Here is an 18,470-nt window from a genome sequence, read left to right as displayed (position 1 = left end):
AGCCCGCTCCCACTAGATCTGTAGGAGCGCGCTTGCCCCGCGATGGCTTGAGTTCGGTCAGTGGTTCAACTGGCTGGAAAACTGCCCCACCGCATCCACCACCTTCTTCGCTCCTTCCTGGATCTCGACGATCACCCCGCCGGTATCGGCGGCCAAGGCCAGGCCCTGCTCGGCCTGGCGCTTGCTGGTGTCGATGATGTCCACCGCGGCCTGGGCCAGCTGTTCGTTCTGCTGCACCACCTTGGCGATTTCCTCGGTGGCGCTGCTGGTGCGCGAGGCCAGTTGGCGCACTTCGTCGGCGACCACGGCGAAACCACGGCCCTGTTCGCCGGCGCGGGCGGCTTCGATGGCGGCGTTGAGCGCCAGCAGGTTGGTCTGCCCGGCGATGTCGCTGATGGTCTTGATGATCGCGCCGATCACCTTCGACTGCTTGTCCAGCGCCTGGATACCCTCGGCGGCGTCCTGCATCGAGCCTTCCAGCCCACGCATCACCTCGACGGTCTGGGTCACCACGTCGGTGGCCTTGCGCGCGCTGTCGTCGGTTTCCAGCGAGGTGGTGTAGGCGATGTCGGCGGCCTGGGCCACGGCCAGTTCCTGGTTGACCTGGTCGGTGATCACGGTGGCGAACTTGACCACTTTGTAGAGCACGTCGTGGGCGTCGATGATCGGGTTGTACGAGGCCTCCAGCCACACCACGCGGCCATGGGCATCGATGCGCTTGAAGCGCTCGGCAACGAATTCGCCGCGGCGCAGCCTGTTCCAGAACTCCTGGTAGCCCGCTGAATTGGCTTCTTCCGGCTCGCAGAACATGCGGTGCGACTTGCCGCGGATCTGTTCGAGGGTGTAGCCCATGGTCTGCAGGAAGCGGTCGTTGGCGGTCAGCACCTGGCCTTCGAGGTTGAACTCGATCACCGCGGTGGAGCGCATCAGGGCCTTGATCAGGCTCTCATGCTCGCGAGACGTCTCGATGGTGCGGGTCAGGTCGCTGGAATGCAGGGAGAAGTATTTGATGCGCCCGTCGCTGTCCTTGACCGGTTGCAGGATCGAGCGCAGCCAGGCCTCTTCGCCGTTGCCACGCAGCAGGCGGAAGGCGCCGTTGAGGTGCTCGCCCCGGGTGATGGCGTGCTTCATGCGCTGATAGAAATCGAGCTTCTTCACATGGGCCGGGACGATCTCCTCGATGTTGCGCCCGATGAGCTGCTCGGCGCGGTAGCCCATTTCGGCCTCGAAGTTGCCATTGACCGACTCGATGCGCCCCTGCGGGTCGAGCTGGAGCACCAGCATCTCGCTGTCGAGGCTGTTCTTGACCTGCTCGATGGACATCAGTTCTTCGCGCAGTTGCTGGATTTCTTTCTTCAGTTTGCTGTTGAACATGGCCGCTCTCCCGGAGCGTATTCCCGTAGTCGAATGCATCTGCATCGGCTGCGTCCCGAGAGTTCTTGAGTGCGTTGCAAGGAAATATTCAAACGGATGGAACTGCCGGAAATCAGGCGTCATCCGCACGTCACAAAGACGTCATATGACCGCAATGGGGGCGTCGGACACTTTTTGCCATGAACACACCGTCCTTGCGCATCACCCTGGTCAGCGAAACCTTCCCACCCGAGATCAATGGCGTGGCCAACACCCTCGGCCGCCTCAGCGAGGGGCTGCGCCAGCGCGGGCATCAGGTCGAACTGATCCGCCCGCGACAGGCTGCCGACAGCGCATCGGGCAACGACGACGAACTGCTGCTGTGCCGCGGCTGGCCATTGCCCGGCTACCCCGGCCTGCAGTGGGGCGAAGTGTCGATGCACAAGCTTTGGCGCCGCTGGCGTCGGCAGCGTCCGGACGTGCTGTACATCGCCACCGAAGGTCCCTTGGGCCTGAGCGCCCTGCGCGCCGCCCGGCGCCTGGGCGTGGCGGTGGTCAGTGGCTTTCATACCAACTTTGCGCAGTATTCTGGGCAGTATGGCCTGGGGCTGCTGTCGCGGCTGCTGACCCACTACCTGCGCTGGTTCCATCGGCGTACCGCCATCACCCTGGTGCCCAGCATCAGCCAGCGCCTGGAACTGCAACGCCGCGGCTTCGAACGCCTTGGCCTGATGGCCCGCGGGGTCGATGCCGGCCTGTTCAACCCGGCAAGGCGCAGCCAGGCCCTGCGCGAGCAGTGGGGGCTGGCCGTGGATGACCTGGCTGTGCTGCACGTCGGGCGCCTGGCCGCGGAGAAGAACCTGGCCTTGCTGCGCCCCTGCATGGAAGCCCTGCGCAGGGCCTACCCGCACCGGCGGCTGCGCCTGGTGATCGTCGGCGATGGCCCACTGCGCGGCCAGCTCGAACAACTGCTGCCCGACGCGGTGTTCTGCGGTGCGCAGCGCGGCGAGGTGCTGGCCGAGCACTATGCCAGCGGCGACCTGTTCCTGTTCCCGAGCCTGACCGAGACCTTTGGCAACGTGGTGCTCGAGGCGCTCGCCTCGGGTCTTGCCGTGGTCGCCTACGATGAAGCCGCGGCCGCCCAGCACATCCGTCACGGCCACAGCGGCGCACTGGCCATGCCGGGTGATCAGGCGGCGTTCATCGACGCCGCCTGCTGGTTGCTGGAGGAAAGCGAAACCCTGCGCCGGGTGCGCCTCAATGCTCGCCAGCATGCCAGCCGCCAGGGCTGGCCGGCGATCATCGAGCAGTTCGAGGGTTACCTGTACGATGCCTGCCGCGGGTTGCAGGCTACCCGCGAACAGTCGCCGCCCCTGGTGATCAAGCCAGGGTCGTCAGCGCCTCACGGCTGAACGGCAGCACATCAGCCTCACGTCCCTCGCGAACCTTGCGCGCCCATTCGGCATCCACCAGCAAGGCGCGTCCCACGGCCACCAGGTCGAACTCCTGGTCCTGCAAGCGTTGCAGCAAGCCTTCGAGGCTGGCCGGCTTGGCCACCTTGTCGGTTGCGACCATGAACTGCAGGAACTCGCCATCCAGGCCGACACTGCCCACGGTGATGGTCGGCTTGCCGGTGAGCTGGCGGGTCCAACCGGCCAGGTTCAGCTCGCTGCCCTCGAATTCCGGCTCCCAGAAGCGCCGGGTAGAGCAGTGGAAGATATCCACACCCGCTTCGCACAAGGGGCTGAGGAATGCCGCCAGTGCCTCCGGGGTCTGTACCAGGCGTGCGTTGTAGTCCTGCTGCTTCCACTGCGAAAAGCGCAGGATGATTGGGAAGTCCGGGCCGACGGCTGCGCGCACGGCCTGGATAAGCTCGATGGCGAAACGCGAGCGTCCGGCCAGGTCACCGCCGTATTCGTCGTCGCGACGGTTGCTGGCCTCCCAAAAGAACTGGTCGATCAGGTAACCGTGGGCGCCGTGGATTTCCACACCGTCCATGCCGATGGCCTGGGCATCTCGCGCGGCCTGGGCGAAGGCGGCGATCACCTCGCGAATGTCGTCGTGGCTCATCTCCTGGACCAGTACCTGGCCATCCTTCTCCTTGCCGCTCGGGCCATAACCCGGCACGTCGGCATCCGGCTCGGTGCCCAGTCGGCGCACACTGCCCACGTGCCACAATTGCGGCACGATGCGCCCGCCTTCGGCATGGACCGCGTCGACCACACGCTTCCAACCGGCCAGGGCATCTTCGCCATGGAAGCGCGGCACATTGGGGTAGCCATTGGCGGCCTTGTGCCCGACCGTGGTGCCCTCGGTGATGACCAACCCGACACCGGCGGCGGCGCGGCGACGGTAATAGTCGACCACTGCGTCATGGGGTACGCCACCGGGGCAGAAGGTACGAGTCATCGGTGCCATGACCACACGGGTCGGCAGATCGAGGGTGCCGAGGGTAAAGGGCTGGAACAGAGGGTTGCTGGACATGCGGCGCTCCCGACGGGTGAGGAAATGCGCCTGAGCTTAGGGGTCGCCTGGCGGATGGCCCAGCATTATTGATTGCAGTGATCGGCCGTCATCGTTGTGAGCGGAGCGAATTGCAACAGGAAATTTATTTTCAGAAAGGGCTTGAATTCGTCCGGCGCTTGCCTGACTTTAGAGTCAAGAGGCGCAGGAAAACCAACGCCCTCAGTGGCCTAGGCGCGCCTCTCGCGAGCAAGCTGAATAAGGATTGAATCATGCAAATCCAGGTCAACAGCAGCAACCATATCGAAGGCAACATCCGTCTCGACCAATGGGTCCGCAGTACCCTGCAAAGCAGCCTCGAACGTTACGAGGACGACCTCACCCGCATTGAAGTCCACCTGCGTGACGAAAACGGCGCCAAGCCCGGTCCCCACGACAAACGCTGCCAGATGGAGGCTCGCCCGAAGGGTCACCAGCCGATTTCCGTGACCCACACCGCCACTTCGCTGGAACATGCCGTCGATGGCGCCGCCAGCAAACTGAATCACGCCCTGGAACACTTCTACGGCAAGTTGCGCAGCAAGCGCGGCGCCCTGGAACTGAGTGACCCAGACGCCTGACCGGCAACGGGTCAGACAAGAACGCCCGGCCTTGCGCCGGGCGTTTTCGTTGTTCGCCGATCAGCGGGCCTGAACCAACCTTGGCCGAGCCCGGTCAACTTCTGCAATCATTCACTGCAGACCCCGACCATGAACAATCCCTTTGATCAGATCAGCGCCGCCTTCGCCCCGGAGTACCGGGTCAACCTGAGCATCGAGCGCCTGGACGGCAGCATCATGCTGACCCTCTCCGACGACAGTGGCGTGGTTGCCAAGCGCCTGATCAGCCAGGCCCAGCGCAACGACCCGGTACGCCTGCAGCGGGTCATCGACAGCATCCGCCTGGGCCTGGCCATCGAGCTGGGGCAGAACCCGCTGGAAGTGCTTGCCGCGCTGACCCGCCCCGCGCACGGCGAGCGCCGCTTCCCTGCCGCCGGCCTGGCCAACTGAGGGCTATTTGCCCTCGTCCACTTCCTTGCCACTGGCATCCAGCGCCTTGGTCGACGGGTAGCGGTACGAGGCGTAGCGCACCACCAGGATGGCGAAGGCCAGCAGCAGGATGCCACCGCACACGTACAGCAGCCCGACATCCGGCGCCTTGTGGTGCGAGACGTCGCCGATCAGCAGGCGCGTGAGCGCGGTGATCGCCACGTAGAGCAGGAAGCGGATCGGCATGTGGTTGGTCTTGAAGTAGATCCCCACCATCGCCCCCAGCTCCAGGTAGATGAACAGCAGCAGGATGTCATCGACGCTCACCCCGCCCTTGCCCAGCATGTCCAGGAAGGTCACCACCGCCGCATAGGCGGTGATCGCGCCTATACCGAACAGCGCCAGGTAGTGGAAGGCCTCCACACACAGGTTGCCCAGCGAGTCGGCGGAGCCGTGCAGGCCCTTGCGCAGCTTTTCTGCCCATTTGATGTTCACGATGTTCGATTCCTGATACTGAAGGTCTGGTGCCATGCAGTTAAAGGGCCATGGCTCCTGTCTTGGAAGGCGGTCGATTGCCGCAGGGCACCTGTGGGCTACGCTGATTTTCAGTTTGCCTGGCCATCATTGCAGTTGCAGGGTGATGGCCTGGCGATGTACTGTATAAAAATACAGTTGTCCGCAACCCAATCAGCAAAAAGGCACAGAGGTGATGAATGGCCGTCGAAGTGGTGTACCGCAGCAGCCGCGACCCGGAGCGCTTGTTCATGGATAAGGCCGAAGCAGACCGTCACGACAAGATGCTCGAGCTGGCCGAACGCCTGGCCGAGGTACTGCACAAGGCGGTGCCTTCGATGAGCGAGCAGCAGGTAGAGGAAGCCGGCATCTACATGGCCAAGAACCGCGATGTGTTCGCCCGGGCATTCAAGAGCCAGCCCGATGCGCTGGCGGAGCTGCTTGAAGGCGGCGCGGTAGAATGACGCCATCGCGGGGCAAGCCCGCAAGGCCCGCATCCATGGAAAATCTCGTGGGAGCGGGCTTGCCCCGCGAAATGGCTTTCAGCCGTACAGCAATCTTTCCGCCAGCATCTGCGCCACCCGTGCCGGAGAACGCTTCTCCGCCTGGGCATGGGCGAACACTTCGGTCAGCCGCGACGGTATCCGCGCCAGGTGTGCGGTAATGGTCCCCAGCCCTTCGCCCCGATGGGTAAGCGCCACATAGATCAACCCACCGGCATTGATCACATAATCCGGCGCATACAGGATGCCCCGGCTCTCCAACTGGTCGGCCACCTGCAGCGTGGTCAACTGGTTGTTCGCCGACCCCGCCACTGCCGCGCAACGCAGTTGCATCACGCTCTGCCCGTTCAACACCGGCCCGACGCCACACGGCGCAAAGATGTCGCACGGCGTGCTGAGCAAGGCCTCATGGGCCACCGGGTGGGCATTTAGCTGCTCCACGGCCAGCCGCACCTTGCCTGCATCCAGGTCGCTGACCAGCAATTCGGCACCCGCCGCATGGAGTTGCTCGGCCAGCGCATAGCCGACGTTGCCCAACCCTTGCACCGCCACTCGCAGCCCCTCCAGGTTGTCACTGCCAAGCCTTGCCATCGAGGTGGCGCGGATGCCGGCGAACACGCCCAGCGCCGCATGGGGCGAAGGATCGCCCGAGGCGGTGGTACTGGTGACGTAGGGGGTGGCCTGGGCAATGCAGTCCATGTCGAGGGTCGAGGTGCCGCTGTCCACGGCGGTGATGAAACGCCCCTGAAGCGTGTCGACGAAGCGCCCGAACGCTTCGAACAACGCTGCACGGTTTTCCACATGCGGATTGCGCACGATCACCGCCTTGCCGCCGCCCATCGGCAGGCCAGCCAAGGCCGCCTTGTAGCTCATGCCCTGGGCCAGGCGGATGGCATCGGTCATGGCGCTCTCGTCGTCGGCATAGGGCAAGTAGCGACAGCCGCCCATGGCCGGGCCGAGTTGTTCGCTGTGAATCGCCACCACGGCCTTCAAACCCGTGGGCGGGTCGATGAACAGGTGCAGTGACTGGGTGCGGGTGCTTTGCATGAGCGCGAACATCGACGGGCTCCCCCGAGAGGTGCTCCTACCAGTATAAACAGGTCAAGGCCGCACACCGCGCGGGCGGACCACTGGACGAAAAGCCGCGCCAGGGCTACAAGTTAAGCGTGATGGAGAAGCCCCATGAACCCACGCCAAGCCTGCCTGGCCTGCCTGGAACGCGAGCCGGTCGCCCTGCTGGAAGCCTCGCTGTGGATCGCTGCCGAGCATGACCGCACTGTCGAGCCCGCGGCCAGCCTGGCCAGGCTGCACGAGCTGCAACGCGAAGTCAGCACCAGCCTGCCGATGCTGCCGGTCAACGAACTGGCCCAGCCTTTGCTGCGTCAGCTCAACGCACTGGGCTACCAGCAGGACGAGTACCACCCGTTGCGTCCACACGTGGCCTTGATGGACAAAGTGCTGCAACGCCGGCGTGGCCAACCTCTGCTGCTGGCGATCCTTGCTCTGGAGCTGGCCCGCCGCCTGTCGATTCCCCTGGAGGGCGTGAACTTTCCCGGCCACTTCCTGCTGCGCGTGCCCGGTGCCGACCACCTGCTCGACCCTTGCGGCGGCCGGCGCCTGTACCCCAACGACTGCCGCGAGCTGCTCGCCCGCCAGTTCGGCCCACAGCTGCCGCTGACCGCCGAGCACCTGCGCAGCGCCTCGCCGATGCAGATGCTCCAGCGCCTGTCGCGCAACCTTCGCCAGTTGCATATCAGCAACGACAACGACCTCGCGGCGCTTATCGACGCCGAGCGGGTCATGCAACTGGGCCCGGTGCAGGTCGGCGACTACCTGGCGCGGGCCACGTTGTACCAACACCTGGACTGCCCCCAGGCAGAGCGCTTCGACCTGGAGCACGCACTGCTGCTGACCGACGACCCGGTGCAGCGCCTGAAACTCACGGAACGCCTTGGCCAGTTGCCCAACGGCAGACGCTCAATCCACTAAAGCCTCGCCCTTCACCGTCGCTTCGCGCTGCTGCGGTGCGCGTACCCGGCTGATCAGCAGCGCGCCGAGCAGCGCCGGCACGGCGCAGAAGAAGAAGATCTGCTCCACAGGCATGTGCAAGGTCAGCAGCAGACTGCCAAGCAAAGGTCCGAGGATCGAGCCGAAGCGCCCGACACCCAAGGCCCAGCCGGTACCGGTGGCGCGCACCTGGGCCGGGTAGAAGTTGCTGACGAAGGCATTGAGCGTCAACTGCCCGCCAATGATGCAGAACCCGGCGGCGAACACACTGGGCACCAGCCAGCGCGGATCATCATGGTTAATGCCGACCAGCACGCTGAACAGCGCTGCCCCCAAAAGCACGCCCGCCAACAAATGGGCCTTGTTGGCCATGCGGTCGGCGCACCAGGCCAGGCACACCGCGCCGAAGGTGCCGGCGAACAGGAACAGCGAAGTCACCAGGTTGGCCTGGTTCAGCGCCAGCCCGCTTTCCTGCAGCAGCGACGGCAGCCAGCTGATCATGAAGTACAACAGGATCAGGCTGACAAAGAAGGTGCTCCACAGCAGCAGCGTGGGCCGGGCGAACCCCTCGCGAAACAGCGCCACCACGGTGAGCTTGCTGTCCGCCGGCTCGTCGGTGGCGATGCGCGCCGCCGGTACCTGCCAGCCCGGCAGCAGGCGAGCGGTGACCCGCTGCAACCGTGCATAGGGCGGGGCGTCGCGCAGCAGGCGCGGCAGTGACTCGGGCAGGAACAGCGCCAGGAACGGGAACAGCAGCAAGGGCGCCACGCCGCCGGCGAGGAACACCGCCTGCCAGCCGTAATGATCGATGAAGCCTGCGGCGACGAAGCCCCCCGCAGCGCCACCCAGCGAGAAACCGCAGGCCGCCAGGGTGACCATCAAGGTGCGCAGTCGGGGCGGCGCGTAGTCGGCCATCAGCGCCATGGCGCTGGGCATCGCGCCGCCCATGCCGATACCGCAGAGAAAGCGCGCCAGCATCAGGCTGTCGAGGGAAGTGGCGAACACCATCAGCAGAGTCAGGCTGGCGTACAGCAGCACGCAGCACAGCAGCACCCGGCGCACGCCGAAGCGGTCGGCCAGTGGCGTGACCGCCAGCGAACCGACCGTCAGCCCCAGCAGGTTGGCGCTGAACACCGGCCCGAAAGCGGCCTTTTCCAGGCCCCAGTCCTGGGCCAGCGCGGGGATCACATAGCCCAGCACCTGGGCGTCATAACCATCGGTGACCAACAGCAGGATCAACAGCAGCAGCAGGCGCCACTGGTAGGGTGACACCGGGCGCGCGTCTAGCGCCGCGCGAAAGCTGGCTATCTGGTTGTGCATCGCAAGGTCCCTGTCTTTTGTTGTTATGAGTGCAGGTGCGGGCGGTGGCGATCAGTCGGGCGTGTCGGGCTGCCTCGCCGGGTGGGCCTGCTGGAAGGCCGGGTGCTGCTCGGCCAGGGCGGCCACCCGGCGAATGCGCGGGTAACCACCAAGGTCGATGTTGAAACGTTCGGCCGCGTACAGCTGCGGGATCAGGTAGACGTCGGCCAGGCCCGGCGTCGCCCCGAAGCAGAAGCCGTCATCGCCGATCAGTTGCTCCACCGCCGCCAGCCCCTGGCTGATCCAGTGACCGATCCACTGGTTGACCTGGGCCTCGTCGTGCCCCAAATGACGCAGCTGGTTGAGCACGCTGACGTTGTGCAACGGGTGGATATCGCAACCGATGATCGCCGCCACGCCACGCACCCTGGCCCGGGCTTCGGGCTCACGGGGCAGCAGTGGCGTTTGCGGGAAGGCTTCCTCCAGGTATTCGATGATCGCCGGCGACTGCACCAGCAACTCGCCAGCGTCAGTACGCAGGGCCGGCACCCGCCCTTGCGGATTGAGCGCCAGGTAGTCCGTGCCGCGCTGCTCGCCCTTGAGCAGGTTCACAGGCTCGGCCTGGTATTCCAGGCCCTTGAGCGCCAGGGCGATGCGCACCCGATACGAAGATGTGGAGCGGTAGTAGCTGAACAGTTGCATCGCCCTGCCCTCCTCAGCCGGCCGCGACGATGGTGCCACGGCATTCGCCGAAGCCGATGCTGGCCACGCCATCGCGCACGCAACGGGCGCGCAGGATGATCTCGTCGCCGTCCTCGAGGAACTTGCGCACTTCGCCACTGGCCAGTTCCACCGGGTGCTTGCCGCCTTCGGTGATCTCCAGCAGGCTGCCGAACGAGCCTGGCGCCGCGCCCGACAGGGTGCCCGAGCCGAACAGGTCGCCCGGTTGCAGCTGGCAGCCGTTGACGCTGTGGTGGGCGACCATCTGTGCCACGGTCCAGTACATGCTGCGGGTGCTGCTCAAGGTGAGGCGATGCGCCGGCAGGTTCTGCTCGCGCATGCGTTCGGTCAGCAGCAGCACTTCCAGTTCGATGTCGAAGGCGCCGGCGGCTTGGTCGCGCTTGTCCAGCAGGTACGACAGCGGCTGCGGGTCACCCTCCGGACGGGCTGGTTGGGCGCAGCGGAACGGCTCCAGGGCTTCGGCGGTGACCACCCACGGCGACACCGTGGTGATGAAGCTCTTGGACAGGAACGGGCCCAGCGGCTGGTATTCCCAGGCCTGGATGTCGCGCGCCGACCAGTCGTTGAGCAGGCAGAAGCCGGCCACGTGTTCGGCGGCGTCACCGATCGGGATCGGCTGGCCCATGTCATTGCCCTGGCCAATCCAGATGCCCAGTTCCAGCTCGTAGTCCAGGCGCGCGCAAGGGCCGAAGCTCGGCTCGGTCTGGCCCGCCGGCAGGGTCTGGCCCTTGGGGCGGCGTACGTCGGTGCCGGACGGGCGGATGGTCGAGGCGCGGCCGTGGTAGCCGATCGGCACATGCTTGTAGTTGGGCAGCAGCGGATTGTCCGGGCGGAACAGCTTGCCGACGTTCTTGGCGTGCTCGATGCCGACGTAGAAGTCGGTGTAGTCACCGATCTTCGCCGGCAGGTGCAGCTGGCATTCATCAGCCGGGTACAGCGCGGCCTTCAGGGCCGCCTGGTGCTCGCTGCCCTCGCCCAGCAGTGCCAGCAGGCGCTCGCGCAAGGCGACACGGGCCTCGCGGCCAAGGGCGAAGAAGTCATTCAGCGCACCACCGACGGTGGCTTCGACGGCAGCCTTGGCCGCCCCCTCGAACAACCCGGCGGCCAGCACGGCCTCGAGGTCGAGGATCGCGTCGCCGATGGCCACGCCGCAACGTGGCGCCTGCCCTGGGCGGCTGAAGATGCCCAAGGGCAGGTTCTGCAACGGGAAGTCGCGGTGCCCGTTGGCGTGCTCGACCCAGCTACGGGCAATGGCGGTGTGGTTCATCGGTTATCTCCGGTTCGGGTTGAAGGTGCTCGGCAAGGTGGCCCAGCAACTATCGTAGTCGGCCTGCAACTGCGGGCTTTCGAGGGCCTGGCGGCTCGGGCGCAGCACCTGGCTGGTCTCGAACATGAAGGCCATGGTGTTGTCGATCTTGTGCGGCGCCAGGTCCACCGAGATGGCCTTGTCGCAGGTCTCGGCGTCGGGGCCGTGGGCGCTCATCACCCCGTGCAGCGAAGCGCCGCCGGGCAGGAAGCCTTCGGCCTTGGCATCGTAGGCGCCCTGGATCAGGCCCATGAACTCGTTCATCAGGTTGCGGTGGAACCATGGTGGACGGAAGGTGTTCTCGGCCACCATCCAGCGCGGCGGGAAGATCACGAAGTCCATGTTGGCCATGCCATGCACGCTGGTAGGCGAGGTCAGCACGGTGAAGATCGACGGATCGGGGTGGTCGAAGCTGACCGTGCCGATGGTGTTGAAGCGGCGCAGGTCGTATTTGTACGGCACGTTGCTGCCGTGCCAGGCGACCACGTCCAGGGGCGAGTGCTGCAGCTCGCAGGCCCAATGTTCGCCGAGGAACTTCTGCACCAGCTGCATAGGGCCGGTGCTCTCTTCGTAATGGGCAACCGGGGCAAGGAAGTCACGCGGGTTGGCCAGGCCATTGCTGCCGATCGGGCCAAGGTCAGGGATGCGCAGCGGCGCGCCGTGGTTCTCGGCAATGTAGCCCCGGGCCTGGGCATCGAGCAGTTCGACCCGGAACTTCATGCCACGCGGGATCACCGCAATCTCCAGCGGCTCGACCTCAAGCACGCCCAGTTCGGTGGCGATGCGCAGGCGGCCTTGCTCGGGCACCAGCAGCAACTCGCCGTCGGCGTTGAAGAACACCCGCTCCATGGAACGGTTGGCGCGGTAGATGTAAATACTCACGCCGGCCGGTTTTTCCGATGCCGAGTTGGCCACCATTGGCAGCCAGCCGTCGATGAAGTCGGTCGGTTCGGACGGGATCGGTTGCGGGCTCCAACGCAGGCGGTTGGGATTGACGCCTCCCAACGGCCCGGTCAGCGGCTGGCGCTCCAGGCGCTCGAAGCGCGGGTGCAGGGCCGAGGGGCGAATGCGGTACAGCCAGGTACGGCGCAGTTCGCTGCGGGTCATGGTGAACGCGGTGCCCGACAGCAGCTCGGCGTACAGGCCATAGGGAGCCTTCTGCGGCGAGTTCTGCCCGACCGGCAGGGCGCCGGGCAGGGCTTCGCTGGCGAATTCGTTGCCGAAGCCGCTCAGGTACTGGAGTTCAGGGGATGTGTCGCGGGTCATCGGTGCCTCCGGGCTACAGGGAGCCGTTTCGGGCAGCTGGCTGCGGAGCCCGATCCTGAAACCGGCACCAAGGGCGGCAGCGCGTCTGCATTGTTTTTATCGTAATCAGATTACGAATAACGTAATTTGCCCGCGCGCAGGCGTCAAGCTATAAAGGCGCCACCCCATGAAATCTGCATAGAAGTCCCCCATGGCCAAAGCCAGCAGCACCGACAACGGCAAACAGAAGGTCCGCTCGGCGGAAGTCGGCACCGACATCCTCAAGGCCCTGGCCGAACTTTCCCCCTCTACCTCGCTGTCGCGCCTGGCCGAACATGTCGACATGCCGGCGAGCAAGGTGCACCGCTACCTGCAGGCGCTGATCGCCAGCGGCTTCGCCGAACAGGACCCGGCCACCAACCACTACGGGCTGGGGCGCGAGGCGTTGCGGGTGGGCATGGCGGCCCTGGGTAGCATCGATGTGCTGAAGGTGGCGGCGCTGCCACTGTCGCAATTGCGCGACGAGTTGAACGAAAGCTGCTTCATCGCCGTGTGGGGTAACCAGGGGGCGACCGTGGTGAGCATCGAGCCTGCGGTGCGGGCGGTGACGGTGGTGACCCAGATCGGCTCGGTGCTGCCGTTGCTCAGCTCCTCCACCGGACTGGTGTTCGCCGCGCACCTGCCCGAGCGCGAGACCGTGGAGCTGCGCGACCGGGAACTGGCAGCGCTCGGCCAGACGGCGGACGACTATGCCGCCTTGCTCGAACAGATCCGCCAGCGCGGCCTGCACCATGTGCACGGATTGCTCATGCCAGGGGTGGACGCGCTGTCCGCGCCGGTGTTCAACGCCATGGGCCAGGTCGCCGCAGTGATGACCGTGGTCGGCCCGACCTCGATCTTCCACGCCGACGAGCATGGCCCGGCCGCCCGGCGCCTGCTCGCCGCCACCCAGGCCACCAGCTGGCGAATGGGATACGGCGCGGATCAGTAAAAGGGCTTACAAAGCATTACGGACTTTTCCTGCGAGAGCGGCCTATAGTCCGCCTCGCACTTTTGCTCGAAACGTAAAGGTGAATGTCATAAGCGGGTATTTTTCCCACGGGATCATGCGCTTATTCTGATCTCACTGGCCGGCACGAAGGGCTCTCCCCCCTGCTTTTCGCGCCCGCCCAGGTTCACCGACGTTGATTTTGAAGCTCCTTGATCTAACGTCTCGATTGGCCGCTGCGATTGCAGCGGCCTTTTTTATTTCTGCAAGAATTGCAAGGTCGGCGCCAATCAACCCAACGGATACTTCTGCAGGTTCGCCATCATCTGCTGCAACGCCTGCAAGCTGTCCTGCGGGTGCTGCGCGCCTTCGAAATCACCGATCCGCGCCCAGTTGTCCGCCACCTGCTCGGGGGTGAACCCTTCACGCGGATCGAAGCCCACGCCCTGACTACGCTCCCAGCGCACCTTGCCCACCCAGCCGCCGCCCACCTCGAACAGCTCGCCGCTGTCCTGGCACTGCTCGCTGCCCAGATACACCACCAACGGGCTGATCAGCTCGGGCTGCAGACGCTCGAACACCTGCGGCGGGATCAGCCCCTCGGTCATGCGCGTGCCACCGGTCGGGGCGATGGCGTTGACCAGGATGCCGTGCTTGCGGCCCTCGATGGCCAAGGTACGGGTCAGCCCGTAGAGGCCGAGCTTGGCCATGCCGTAGTTGGCCTGGCCGAAATTGCCGTAGATGCCCGAAGTGGACGAAGTGAAGATCACCCGCCCCCAGTTCTGCGCCCGCAGGTGCGGCCAGGCGGCGTGGGTGACCTTGTAGGCACCTTCGACATGCACGCGGTAGACCAGCTCCCAGTCGCCGTCTTCCATCTTGTGGAAGGTCTTGTCGCGCAGGATGCCGGCGTTGTTTACCAGCACATCGACCCGGCCGAAGGTATCCAGGGCCTGCTCGACGATGCGCGCGCCATCGGTGACCGAGTCATGGTTGGCGATCGCCGAACCGCCCGCGGCGCGGATCTCCTCCACCACGCGGTCGGCCGCCGAGGTGTTGGCGCCTTCACCATGTGTCGACCCACCCAGGTCGTTGACCACCACGTGAGCGCCGCGCGCGGCGAACAACAGCGCATGGGCCCGGCCCAGGCCACCGCCGGCCCCCGTGACGATCACCACTCGATCCTGCAGACGTACCGGCTCGCTCATGCTCAAGGCTCCTGGCAATGAAGGGATGCAACGCAGTCTCCGCCAGCCGCCTGGGCCGGGCAATCAAGCGCACCGTGGCGAATGCCGCTTTATAACGACCGGCGATGATCGCCCAGTCAGGACCAGGCAACCTTCAGTGGGATATAGCTCAGCGGCTGTTCACGAAACGCCAGGTAATGGCGCAGCACCTGCACCGGCGCCTCGGTGTGCGGATAATGGCCGATGCCCTGCAGCACCACGGTGTCCGGCTGCGGTACTAGTTCGCGGTAGCGCTCGACCATGTGCGCGCCAGACAAAGGATCGACCGCGCCATTGATGAAGCGCAGCGGCACGCCGGGGCGCTGCAGCGCGGCGACCCAGCGTTCGCGCTGGGCCCGGCGCTCCGGCAGGAAGCTGACCAGTTTATGCAGGATCCGTGGGCCACGGTTGGAAACGATCAGGCTCCAGTAGTCATCCAGGGCGCTCTCGCTGGGATGCGTGCACGGGCCATAGACCTGGGTGACGTTGCGCACCAGGTCATCGCGTCCGAACGAGCGCCCGACCAGCCAGCCCAGGCGGCTGAGCAGCAGCTTCTGGACCAGCAGCACCCGGCAGCTCTCGGGGAACAGCCCGCTGTTGAGGAACACGCAACTGGCCACCTGGAGCCGCTGTTCGTGGTGCCGGGCCAGCAGCTCCTGGGCAACGCTGCCGCCGTAGTCGTGGGCCAGCAGGTGCACCGGCTGGTCGATATGCAGGTGCGCCAGCAAGGCCTGCTGCAGGTCGGCCTGCTCGAGCAGGCTGTAGTCGTGGTCCGCAGGCTTGGCCGAATCGCCGAAGCCAAGCATGTCGCAGGCCACCACGCGAAAACGCTGGGTAAGGGGTGCCCACAGGTAGTGCCAATCCCAGCTGGCCGTGGGGAAACCGTGAAGCAATAGCAGGGGCTCTCCTTGCCCTGCCGTCCAGTAGCGGATGCTCTGGCCCCGGAAAGTGAAACCCTGGCTCCGGGTGCGCCAGACGCACAATGGAATTTCGGCCAGTGGCATCACGGTCGTCCCGGTGGATAAGTGTCGGAAGAGGGCAAGGCTGCGTTCATTGCATGTCACCTCGGCACATACATGTGCTCTCTATGTCGAGGCTCAGTCTAGAGGCCTATACGAAGGTGATAAGTCGCCTTGGCAGCCAGCCTGATGACCGTGCGAGTCAGTGGCACGAACGGTCAGACCAGCATCACCAGCAACGGCGCGGCCAAGAGGTTGAGCAGCCCGGTCAGGACCATGACCAGGCCAGCCACGGAGCCTTCCTCGCGCCCTACTTCCTGGGCGCGGCTCACCCCCGCGCCATGGGCGCCAACCCCGAACAGAGCGCCCCGTGCCAGCGGTGTGCGCAAGGGCAGCCAACGCAGGAGAATGCCGCCGAACATCGCCCCGAGCACCCCGGTAAACATCACAAACACCGCCGTCAGCTCCGGCACGCCGCCCAGGTCCTGGGCCACGGGCATGGCGAACGGTGTGGTGATCGAGCGTGGCAGCAACGACAGGCTGACCGCATCGTCCAGCGCGAGCAGGTGCGCCAGCGCCCAGGAGCTGCCGATGGAAGCCACGCTGCCGGCGAGCATGCCGACCAGCAGCGCCGGCCAGTGCCGCGCCAGCAGTGCCCGTTGTTGCCAGATCGGCACCGCGAACGCGACGGTGACCGGGCCGAGGACGCCCATCAGCCAATGCGTGTTGCGGGCGTACTCGGTGTAGGCGGTGTGCAGCGGCACGGCCACCGCCAGCAGCAAGGCCGGCACCAGGATCAGCGGCGACAGCAGGTAGCGTCCGCTGCGCCGGTACAGCCAGCGGCTGCCCAGGTAGGCGCCAAGGGTCAGGGCCAGCCAGAACAGCGGCATGGGTTCAAGGCTCATGGCGCAGCCTCCAACGGCACACCATCTCGACGGTGACCGCGGTGACCACCATCACCAGCAGGGTACTCAGCGCAATCACCAGCAGGATGCGCCAGCCCTCGCTGCGCAGCAGGCTGCCGTAGTCCAGCAGGCTCATCAGCGCGGGAATGAAGAACAGCAGCATCTCGGCCATCAGCCAGCCGGCAGCCAATTGCAACGTGGCCGGTTTGAGCAGGCCGGTGGCGAACAGTGCCAGCAGTAGCGCCAGGCCCATTACGCCACCAGGAATCGGCCAGCCAAGCCAGGCGGCCAGCTGGCCACCGATCAGGAACAGCGCCAGCAACACTGTCAGCTCGGCGAGCAGGCGCAAGGTCTTTTTCAATAATGCAGGATTCATGGGCGGGAGTTCCTCGACAACGAGCCCATTGTAAAAGTCGGCCCCCTAGGCCAGAAGCGAATTGTTAGACTAACAGCCATTCCAAAACGGAATTCGGCATACATGGAATTCAAACAGCTGCGCAGTTTCATCGAAGTCGTCCACAAAGGCGGCTTCACCCAGGCGGCGGGTACCCTGCACATCAGCCAGTCGGCGGTGAGCAAGCAGGTCGCCCAGCTGGAACAGGACATCGGCCAGCCGCTGCTGGAACGCCAGGGCTCACAGCTGCTGCTGACTGCCGCCGGGCGCATCGTCCTGGAGCGCGGCGAGGCGCTACTGCGCCAGCGCCAGGAACTGCTGAGCGAACTGGACGACCTCAGCCAGATGGCCCGCGGCGAATTGCGCCTGGGCCTGCCGCTGCTGGGCAGTGATGCGCTGTTCGCCGGATTGTTCGCCGAGTACCGGCGGCGCCATCCGAATATCTCGATCCAACTGCTCGAAGGTGGCAGCCGCATGGTCGAGCAAGCCGTCAAGAGTGGCGAGCTGGAGTTGGGCGGTAGCCTCACCCCGAGCGACCCGGCGTTCGACTACCAGCCGTTCTGCAATGAGCCACTGGAGGCCTTGCTGCCCGCCGGCCATCCGCTGGCCGGGCAGGTCGACGTCGCCCTGGCACAGCTGGCCGACACGCCGTTTCTGCTGTACCAGCGCAGTTTCGTGCTCAACGATCGATTGCTCAGCGCCTGCCAGCAGGAAGGCTTCACGCCCAAGGAGGGTGGGCGTAGCGGCCAGGCAGACTTTCTTGCCGCATTGGTGGCGGCCGGGCAAGGCGTGGTGCTGCTGCCGGCGATCGTCGCACGGGCGCTGGAACGGCCCGGGGTGGTGCGCTTGCCGTTGCGGGCGCCGGAGTACCTGCGTTGGGATATCGCCTTCATCTGGCGGCGCGGGGCGTATCTGTCACGGGCGGCGCAGGCGTGGCTGGCATTGTTGCGTGAAGACTCAGCCATGCATTGAGGCGACCGGCCCTATCGCGGGGCCGGTCCAGGCAACATCAGCCTTTCAGCACAGCCGCAAACTCCGCCAGCCACGGCTCGGCATCGGCCTCGGGTGTCACGGTCTCACTGGCATCGAGTCGCAGCATCGGCAGCACTTCGTTCACCCCCAGCTCGGCAAACAACTCACGCATCTGCTCGCCACCGCCGCAGTAGGTATCGCCGTAGCTGGAGTCGCCCAGGCCGATCACCGCCCCTGGCAAGCCGCGCCAGGCCGCCGGCAGCACATCGCGGATCGTGCTGTACAGCGGCATCAGGCTGTCGGGCAGCTCGCCCATGCCGGTGGTCGAGGTCACCGCCAGCAACGCGTCGGGACCAAAGCCCTCGATGTCCTGCAGGGTGGCGCGGGCCGCGTGCCAGGCTTCAAGGCCGGCGGCCGTGAGCAACGACTCGGCGTGGCGGGCGACTTCGTCGGCGGTGCCGTACACCGAACCGGAAATAATGGCGACTTTCATCGGGTGAGGATTCCGAAACTGAGTGAAAACGTAGGATACTAGCACTCGACAGTGGCAAAAGGCCGCCCCGCCTAAAGT

The 18,470-nt window shown here is 65.5% G+C and carries 19 protein-coding genes and 2 pseudogenes; 7 read left to right on the top strand and 14 right to left on the bottom strand.

Annotated features, from left to right (window positions below):
* Positions 1-57 precede the first annotated feature (57 nt).
* Positions 58-477 (bottom strand): annotated as a pseudogene (locus tag LU688_RS27860) (methyl-accepting chemotaxis protein); the annotation flags it as partial.
* Positions 478-651: 174 nt separating this feature from the next.
* Positions 652-1,284 (bottom strand): annotated as a pseudogene (locus tag LU688_RS27855) (PAS domain-containing protein); the annotation flags it as partial.
* A gap of 269 nt (positions 1,285-1,553) precedes the next feature.
* Between LU688_RS27855 and LU688_RS04030 the strand changes: the two are divergent.
* Positions 1,554-2,765: a glycosyltransferase family 4 protein gene (locus tag LU688_RS04030; RefSeq protein ID WP_094010266.1), complete on the top strand. Its 1,212-nt coding sequence runs from the start codon at positions 1,554-1,556 to the stop codon at positions 2,763-2,765.
* Here the strand turns inward: LU688_RS04030 and LU688_RS04025 are convergent.
* Positions 2,734-3,837 carry an NADH:flavin oxidoreductase gene (locus LU688_RS04025; RefSeq protein ID WP_094010267.1) on the bottom strand — a complete coding sequence of 368 codons (1,104 nt, stop codon included), beginning with the start codon at positions 3,835-3,837 and terminating at the stop codon, positions 2,734-2,736. The genes LU688_RS04030 and LU688_RS04025 overlap by 32 nt on opposite strands.
* A gap of 251 nt (positions 3,838-4,088) precedes the next feature.
* On the opposite strand from LU688_RS04025, the gene LU688_RS04020 reads away from it, so the two are divergent.
* Positions 4,089-4,436, top strand: a complete 348-nt coding sequence (locus LU688_RS04020; RefSeq protein ID WP_023630676.1) for an HPF/RaiA family ribosome-associated protein — start codon at positions 4,089-4,091, stop codon at positions 4,434-4,436.
* A 129-nt stretch (positions 4,437-4,565) separates the two neighbouring features.
* Complete coding sequence (locus tag LU688_RS04015; protein WP_094010268.1) at positions 4,566-4,865, top strand: DUF3509 domain-containing protein; 300 nt, start codon at positions 4,566-4,568, stop codon at positions 4,863-4,865.
* A gap of 3 nt (positions 4,866-4,868) precedes the next feature.
* Here the strand turns inward: LU688_RS04015 and LU688_RS04010 are convergent, their stop codons facing one another.
* Positions 4,869-5,339 carry a phosphate-starvation-inducible protein PsiE gene (locus tag LU688_RS04010; protein ID WP_031315617.1) on the bottom strand — a complete coding sequence of 157 codons (471 nt, stop codon included), beginning with the start codon at positions 5,337-5,339 and terminating at the stop codon, positions 4,869-4,871.
* 218 nt (positions 5,340-5,557) lie between these two features.
* Here LU688_RS04010 and LU688_RS04005 point away from each other — a divergent pair, with 218 nt between their 5' ends.
* Complete coding sequence (locus LU688_RS04005; protein WP_023631474.1) at positions 5,558-5,821, top strand: YebG family protein; 264 nt, start codon at positions 5,558-5,560, stop codon at positions 5,819-5,821.
* Between the two features lie 78 nt (positions 5,822-5,899).
* On the opposite strand, the gene LU688_RS04000 is transcribed toward LU688_RS04005, so the two are convergent.
* Positions 5,900-6,919 (bottom strand): Leu/Phe/Val dehydrogenase, encoded by a 1,020-nt coding sequence (locus tag LU688_RS04000; RefSeq protein ID WP_094010269.1) that lies wholly within the window; start codon positions 6,917-6,919, stop codon positions 5,900-5,902.
* Positions 6,920-7,042: 123 nt separating this feature from the next.
* Between LU688_RS04000 and LU688_RS03995 the strand changes: the two genes are divergently transcribed.
* Positions 7,043-7,849 carry a SirB1 family protein gene (locus LU688_RS03995; RefSeq protein WP_094010270.1) on the top strand — a complete coding sequence of 269 codons (807 nt, stop codon included), beginning with the start codon at positions 7,043-7,045 and terminating at the stop codon, positions 7,847-7,849.
* On the opposite strand, the gene LU688_RS03990 is transcribed toward LU688_RS03995, so the two are convergent.
* From LU688_RS03990 to hmgA, 4 genes are read right to left on the bottom strand one after another with little or no spacing between them, the layout of a single operon-like run.
* Positions 7,838-9,187 (bottom strand): MFS transporter, encoded by a 1,350-nt coding sequence (locus LU688_RS03990; RefSeq protein ID WP_038707371.1) that lies wholly within the window; start codon positions 9,185-9,187, stop codon positions 7,838-7,840. The genes LU688_RS03995 and LU688_RS03990 overlap by 12 nt on opposite strands.
* 51 nt (positions 9,188-9,238) lie before the next feature.
* Positions 9,239-9,868, bottom strand: coding sequence for a maleylacetoacetate isomerase (maiA, locus tag LU688_RS03985; protein WP_094010271.1), 630 nt, complete (start codon positions 9,866-9,868; stop codon positions 9,239-9,241).
* A 13-nt stretch (positions 9,869-9,881) separates the two neighbouring features.
* Complete coding sequence (gene fahA / locus LU688_RS03980; RefSeq protein ID WP_046857087.1) at positions 9,882-11,174, bottom strand: fumarylacetoacetase; 1,293 nt, start codon at positions 11,172-11,174, stop codon at positions 9,882-9,884.
* A 3-nt stretch (positions 11,175-11,177) separates the two neighbouring features.
* Entirely contained in the window at positions 11,178-12,479 is a 1,302-nt protein-coding gene (hmgA, locus tag LU688_RS03975; RefSeq protein ID WP_094010272.1) for a homogentisate 1,2-dioxygenase, read from the bottom strand.
* A 190-nt stretch (positions 12,480-12,669) separates the two neighbouring features.
* Here hmgA and LU688_RS03970 point away from each other — a divergent pair, with 190 nt between their 5' ends.
* Positions 12,670-13,449 (top strand): IclR family transcriptional regulator, encoded by a 780-nt coding sequence (locus LU688_RS03970; protein WP_094010273.1) that lies wholly within the window; start codon positions 12,670-12,672, stop codon positions 13,447-13,449.
* A gap of 287 nt (positions 13,450-13,736) precedes the next feature.
* On the opposite strand, the gene LU688_RS03965 is transcribed toward LU688_RS03970, so the two are convergent.
* The 4 genes from LU688_RS03965 to LU688_RS03950 form a co-directional block, all read right to left on the bottom strand.
* Positions 13,737-14,651: an SDR family oxidoreductase gene (locus LU688_RS03965; RefSeq protein ID WP_038707367.1), complete on the bottom strand. Its 915-nt coding sequence runs from the start codon at positions 14,649-14,651 to the stop codon at positions 13,737-13,739.
* A 116-nt stretch (positions 14,652-14,767) separates the two neighbouring features.
* Positions 14,768-15,673, bottom strand: a complete 906-nt coding sequence (locus LU688_RS03960; protein ID WP_094010274.1) for an alpha/beta fold hydrolase — start codon at positions 15,671-15,673, stop codon at positions 14,768-14,770.
* A 173-nt stretch (positions 15,674-15,846) separates the two neighbouring features.
* Complete coding sequence (locus LU688_RS03955; protein WP_094010275.1) at positions 15,847-16,533, bottom strand: LrgB family protein; 687 nt, start codon at positions 16,531-16,533, stop codon at positions 15,847-15,849.
* Positions 16,523-16,909, bottom strand: a complete 387-nt coding sequence (locus tag LU688_RS03950; RefSeq protein ID WP_094010276.1) for a CidA/LrgA family protein — start codon at positions 16,907-16,909, stop codon at positions 16,523-16,525. Before LU688_RS03950 ends, LU688_RS03955 begins: the two co-directional genes overlap by 11 nt.
* A gap of 102 nt (positions 16,910-17,011) precedes the next feature.
* Here LU688_RS03950 and LU688_RS03945 point away from each other — a divergent pair, with 102 nt between their 5' ends.
* The gene (locus LU688_RS03945) at positions 17,012-17,899 is read left to right on the top strand and encodes a LysR family transcriptional regulator (RefSeq protein ID WP_094010277.1); all 888 of its coding nucleotides are present in this window, start codon (positions 17,012-17,014) and stop codon (positions 17,897-17,899) included.
* A gap of 37 nt (positions 17,900-17,936) precedes the next feature.
* Here the strand turns inward: LU688_RS03945 and LU688_RS03940 are convergent, their stop codons facing one another.
* The gene (locus LU688_RS03940) at positions 17,937-18,392 is read right to left on the bottom strand and encodes a flavodoxin (RefSeq protein ID WP_038707363.1); all 456 of its coding nucleotides are present in this window, start codon (positions 18,390-18,392) and stop codon (positions 17,937-17,939) included.
* Positions 18,393-18,470: the final 78 nt, after the last annotated feature.

The organism is Pseudomonas soli (genome assembly GCF_021283165.2).
GTDB classification, from domain to species: domain Bacteria; phylum Pseudomonadota; class Gammaproteobacteria; order Pseudomonadales; family Pseudomonadaceae; genus Aquipseudomonas; species Aquipseudomonas soli.
Note: the sequence above shows the minus strand (reverse complement) of the source record. Positions and strands in the feature narration are given on the sequence as shown.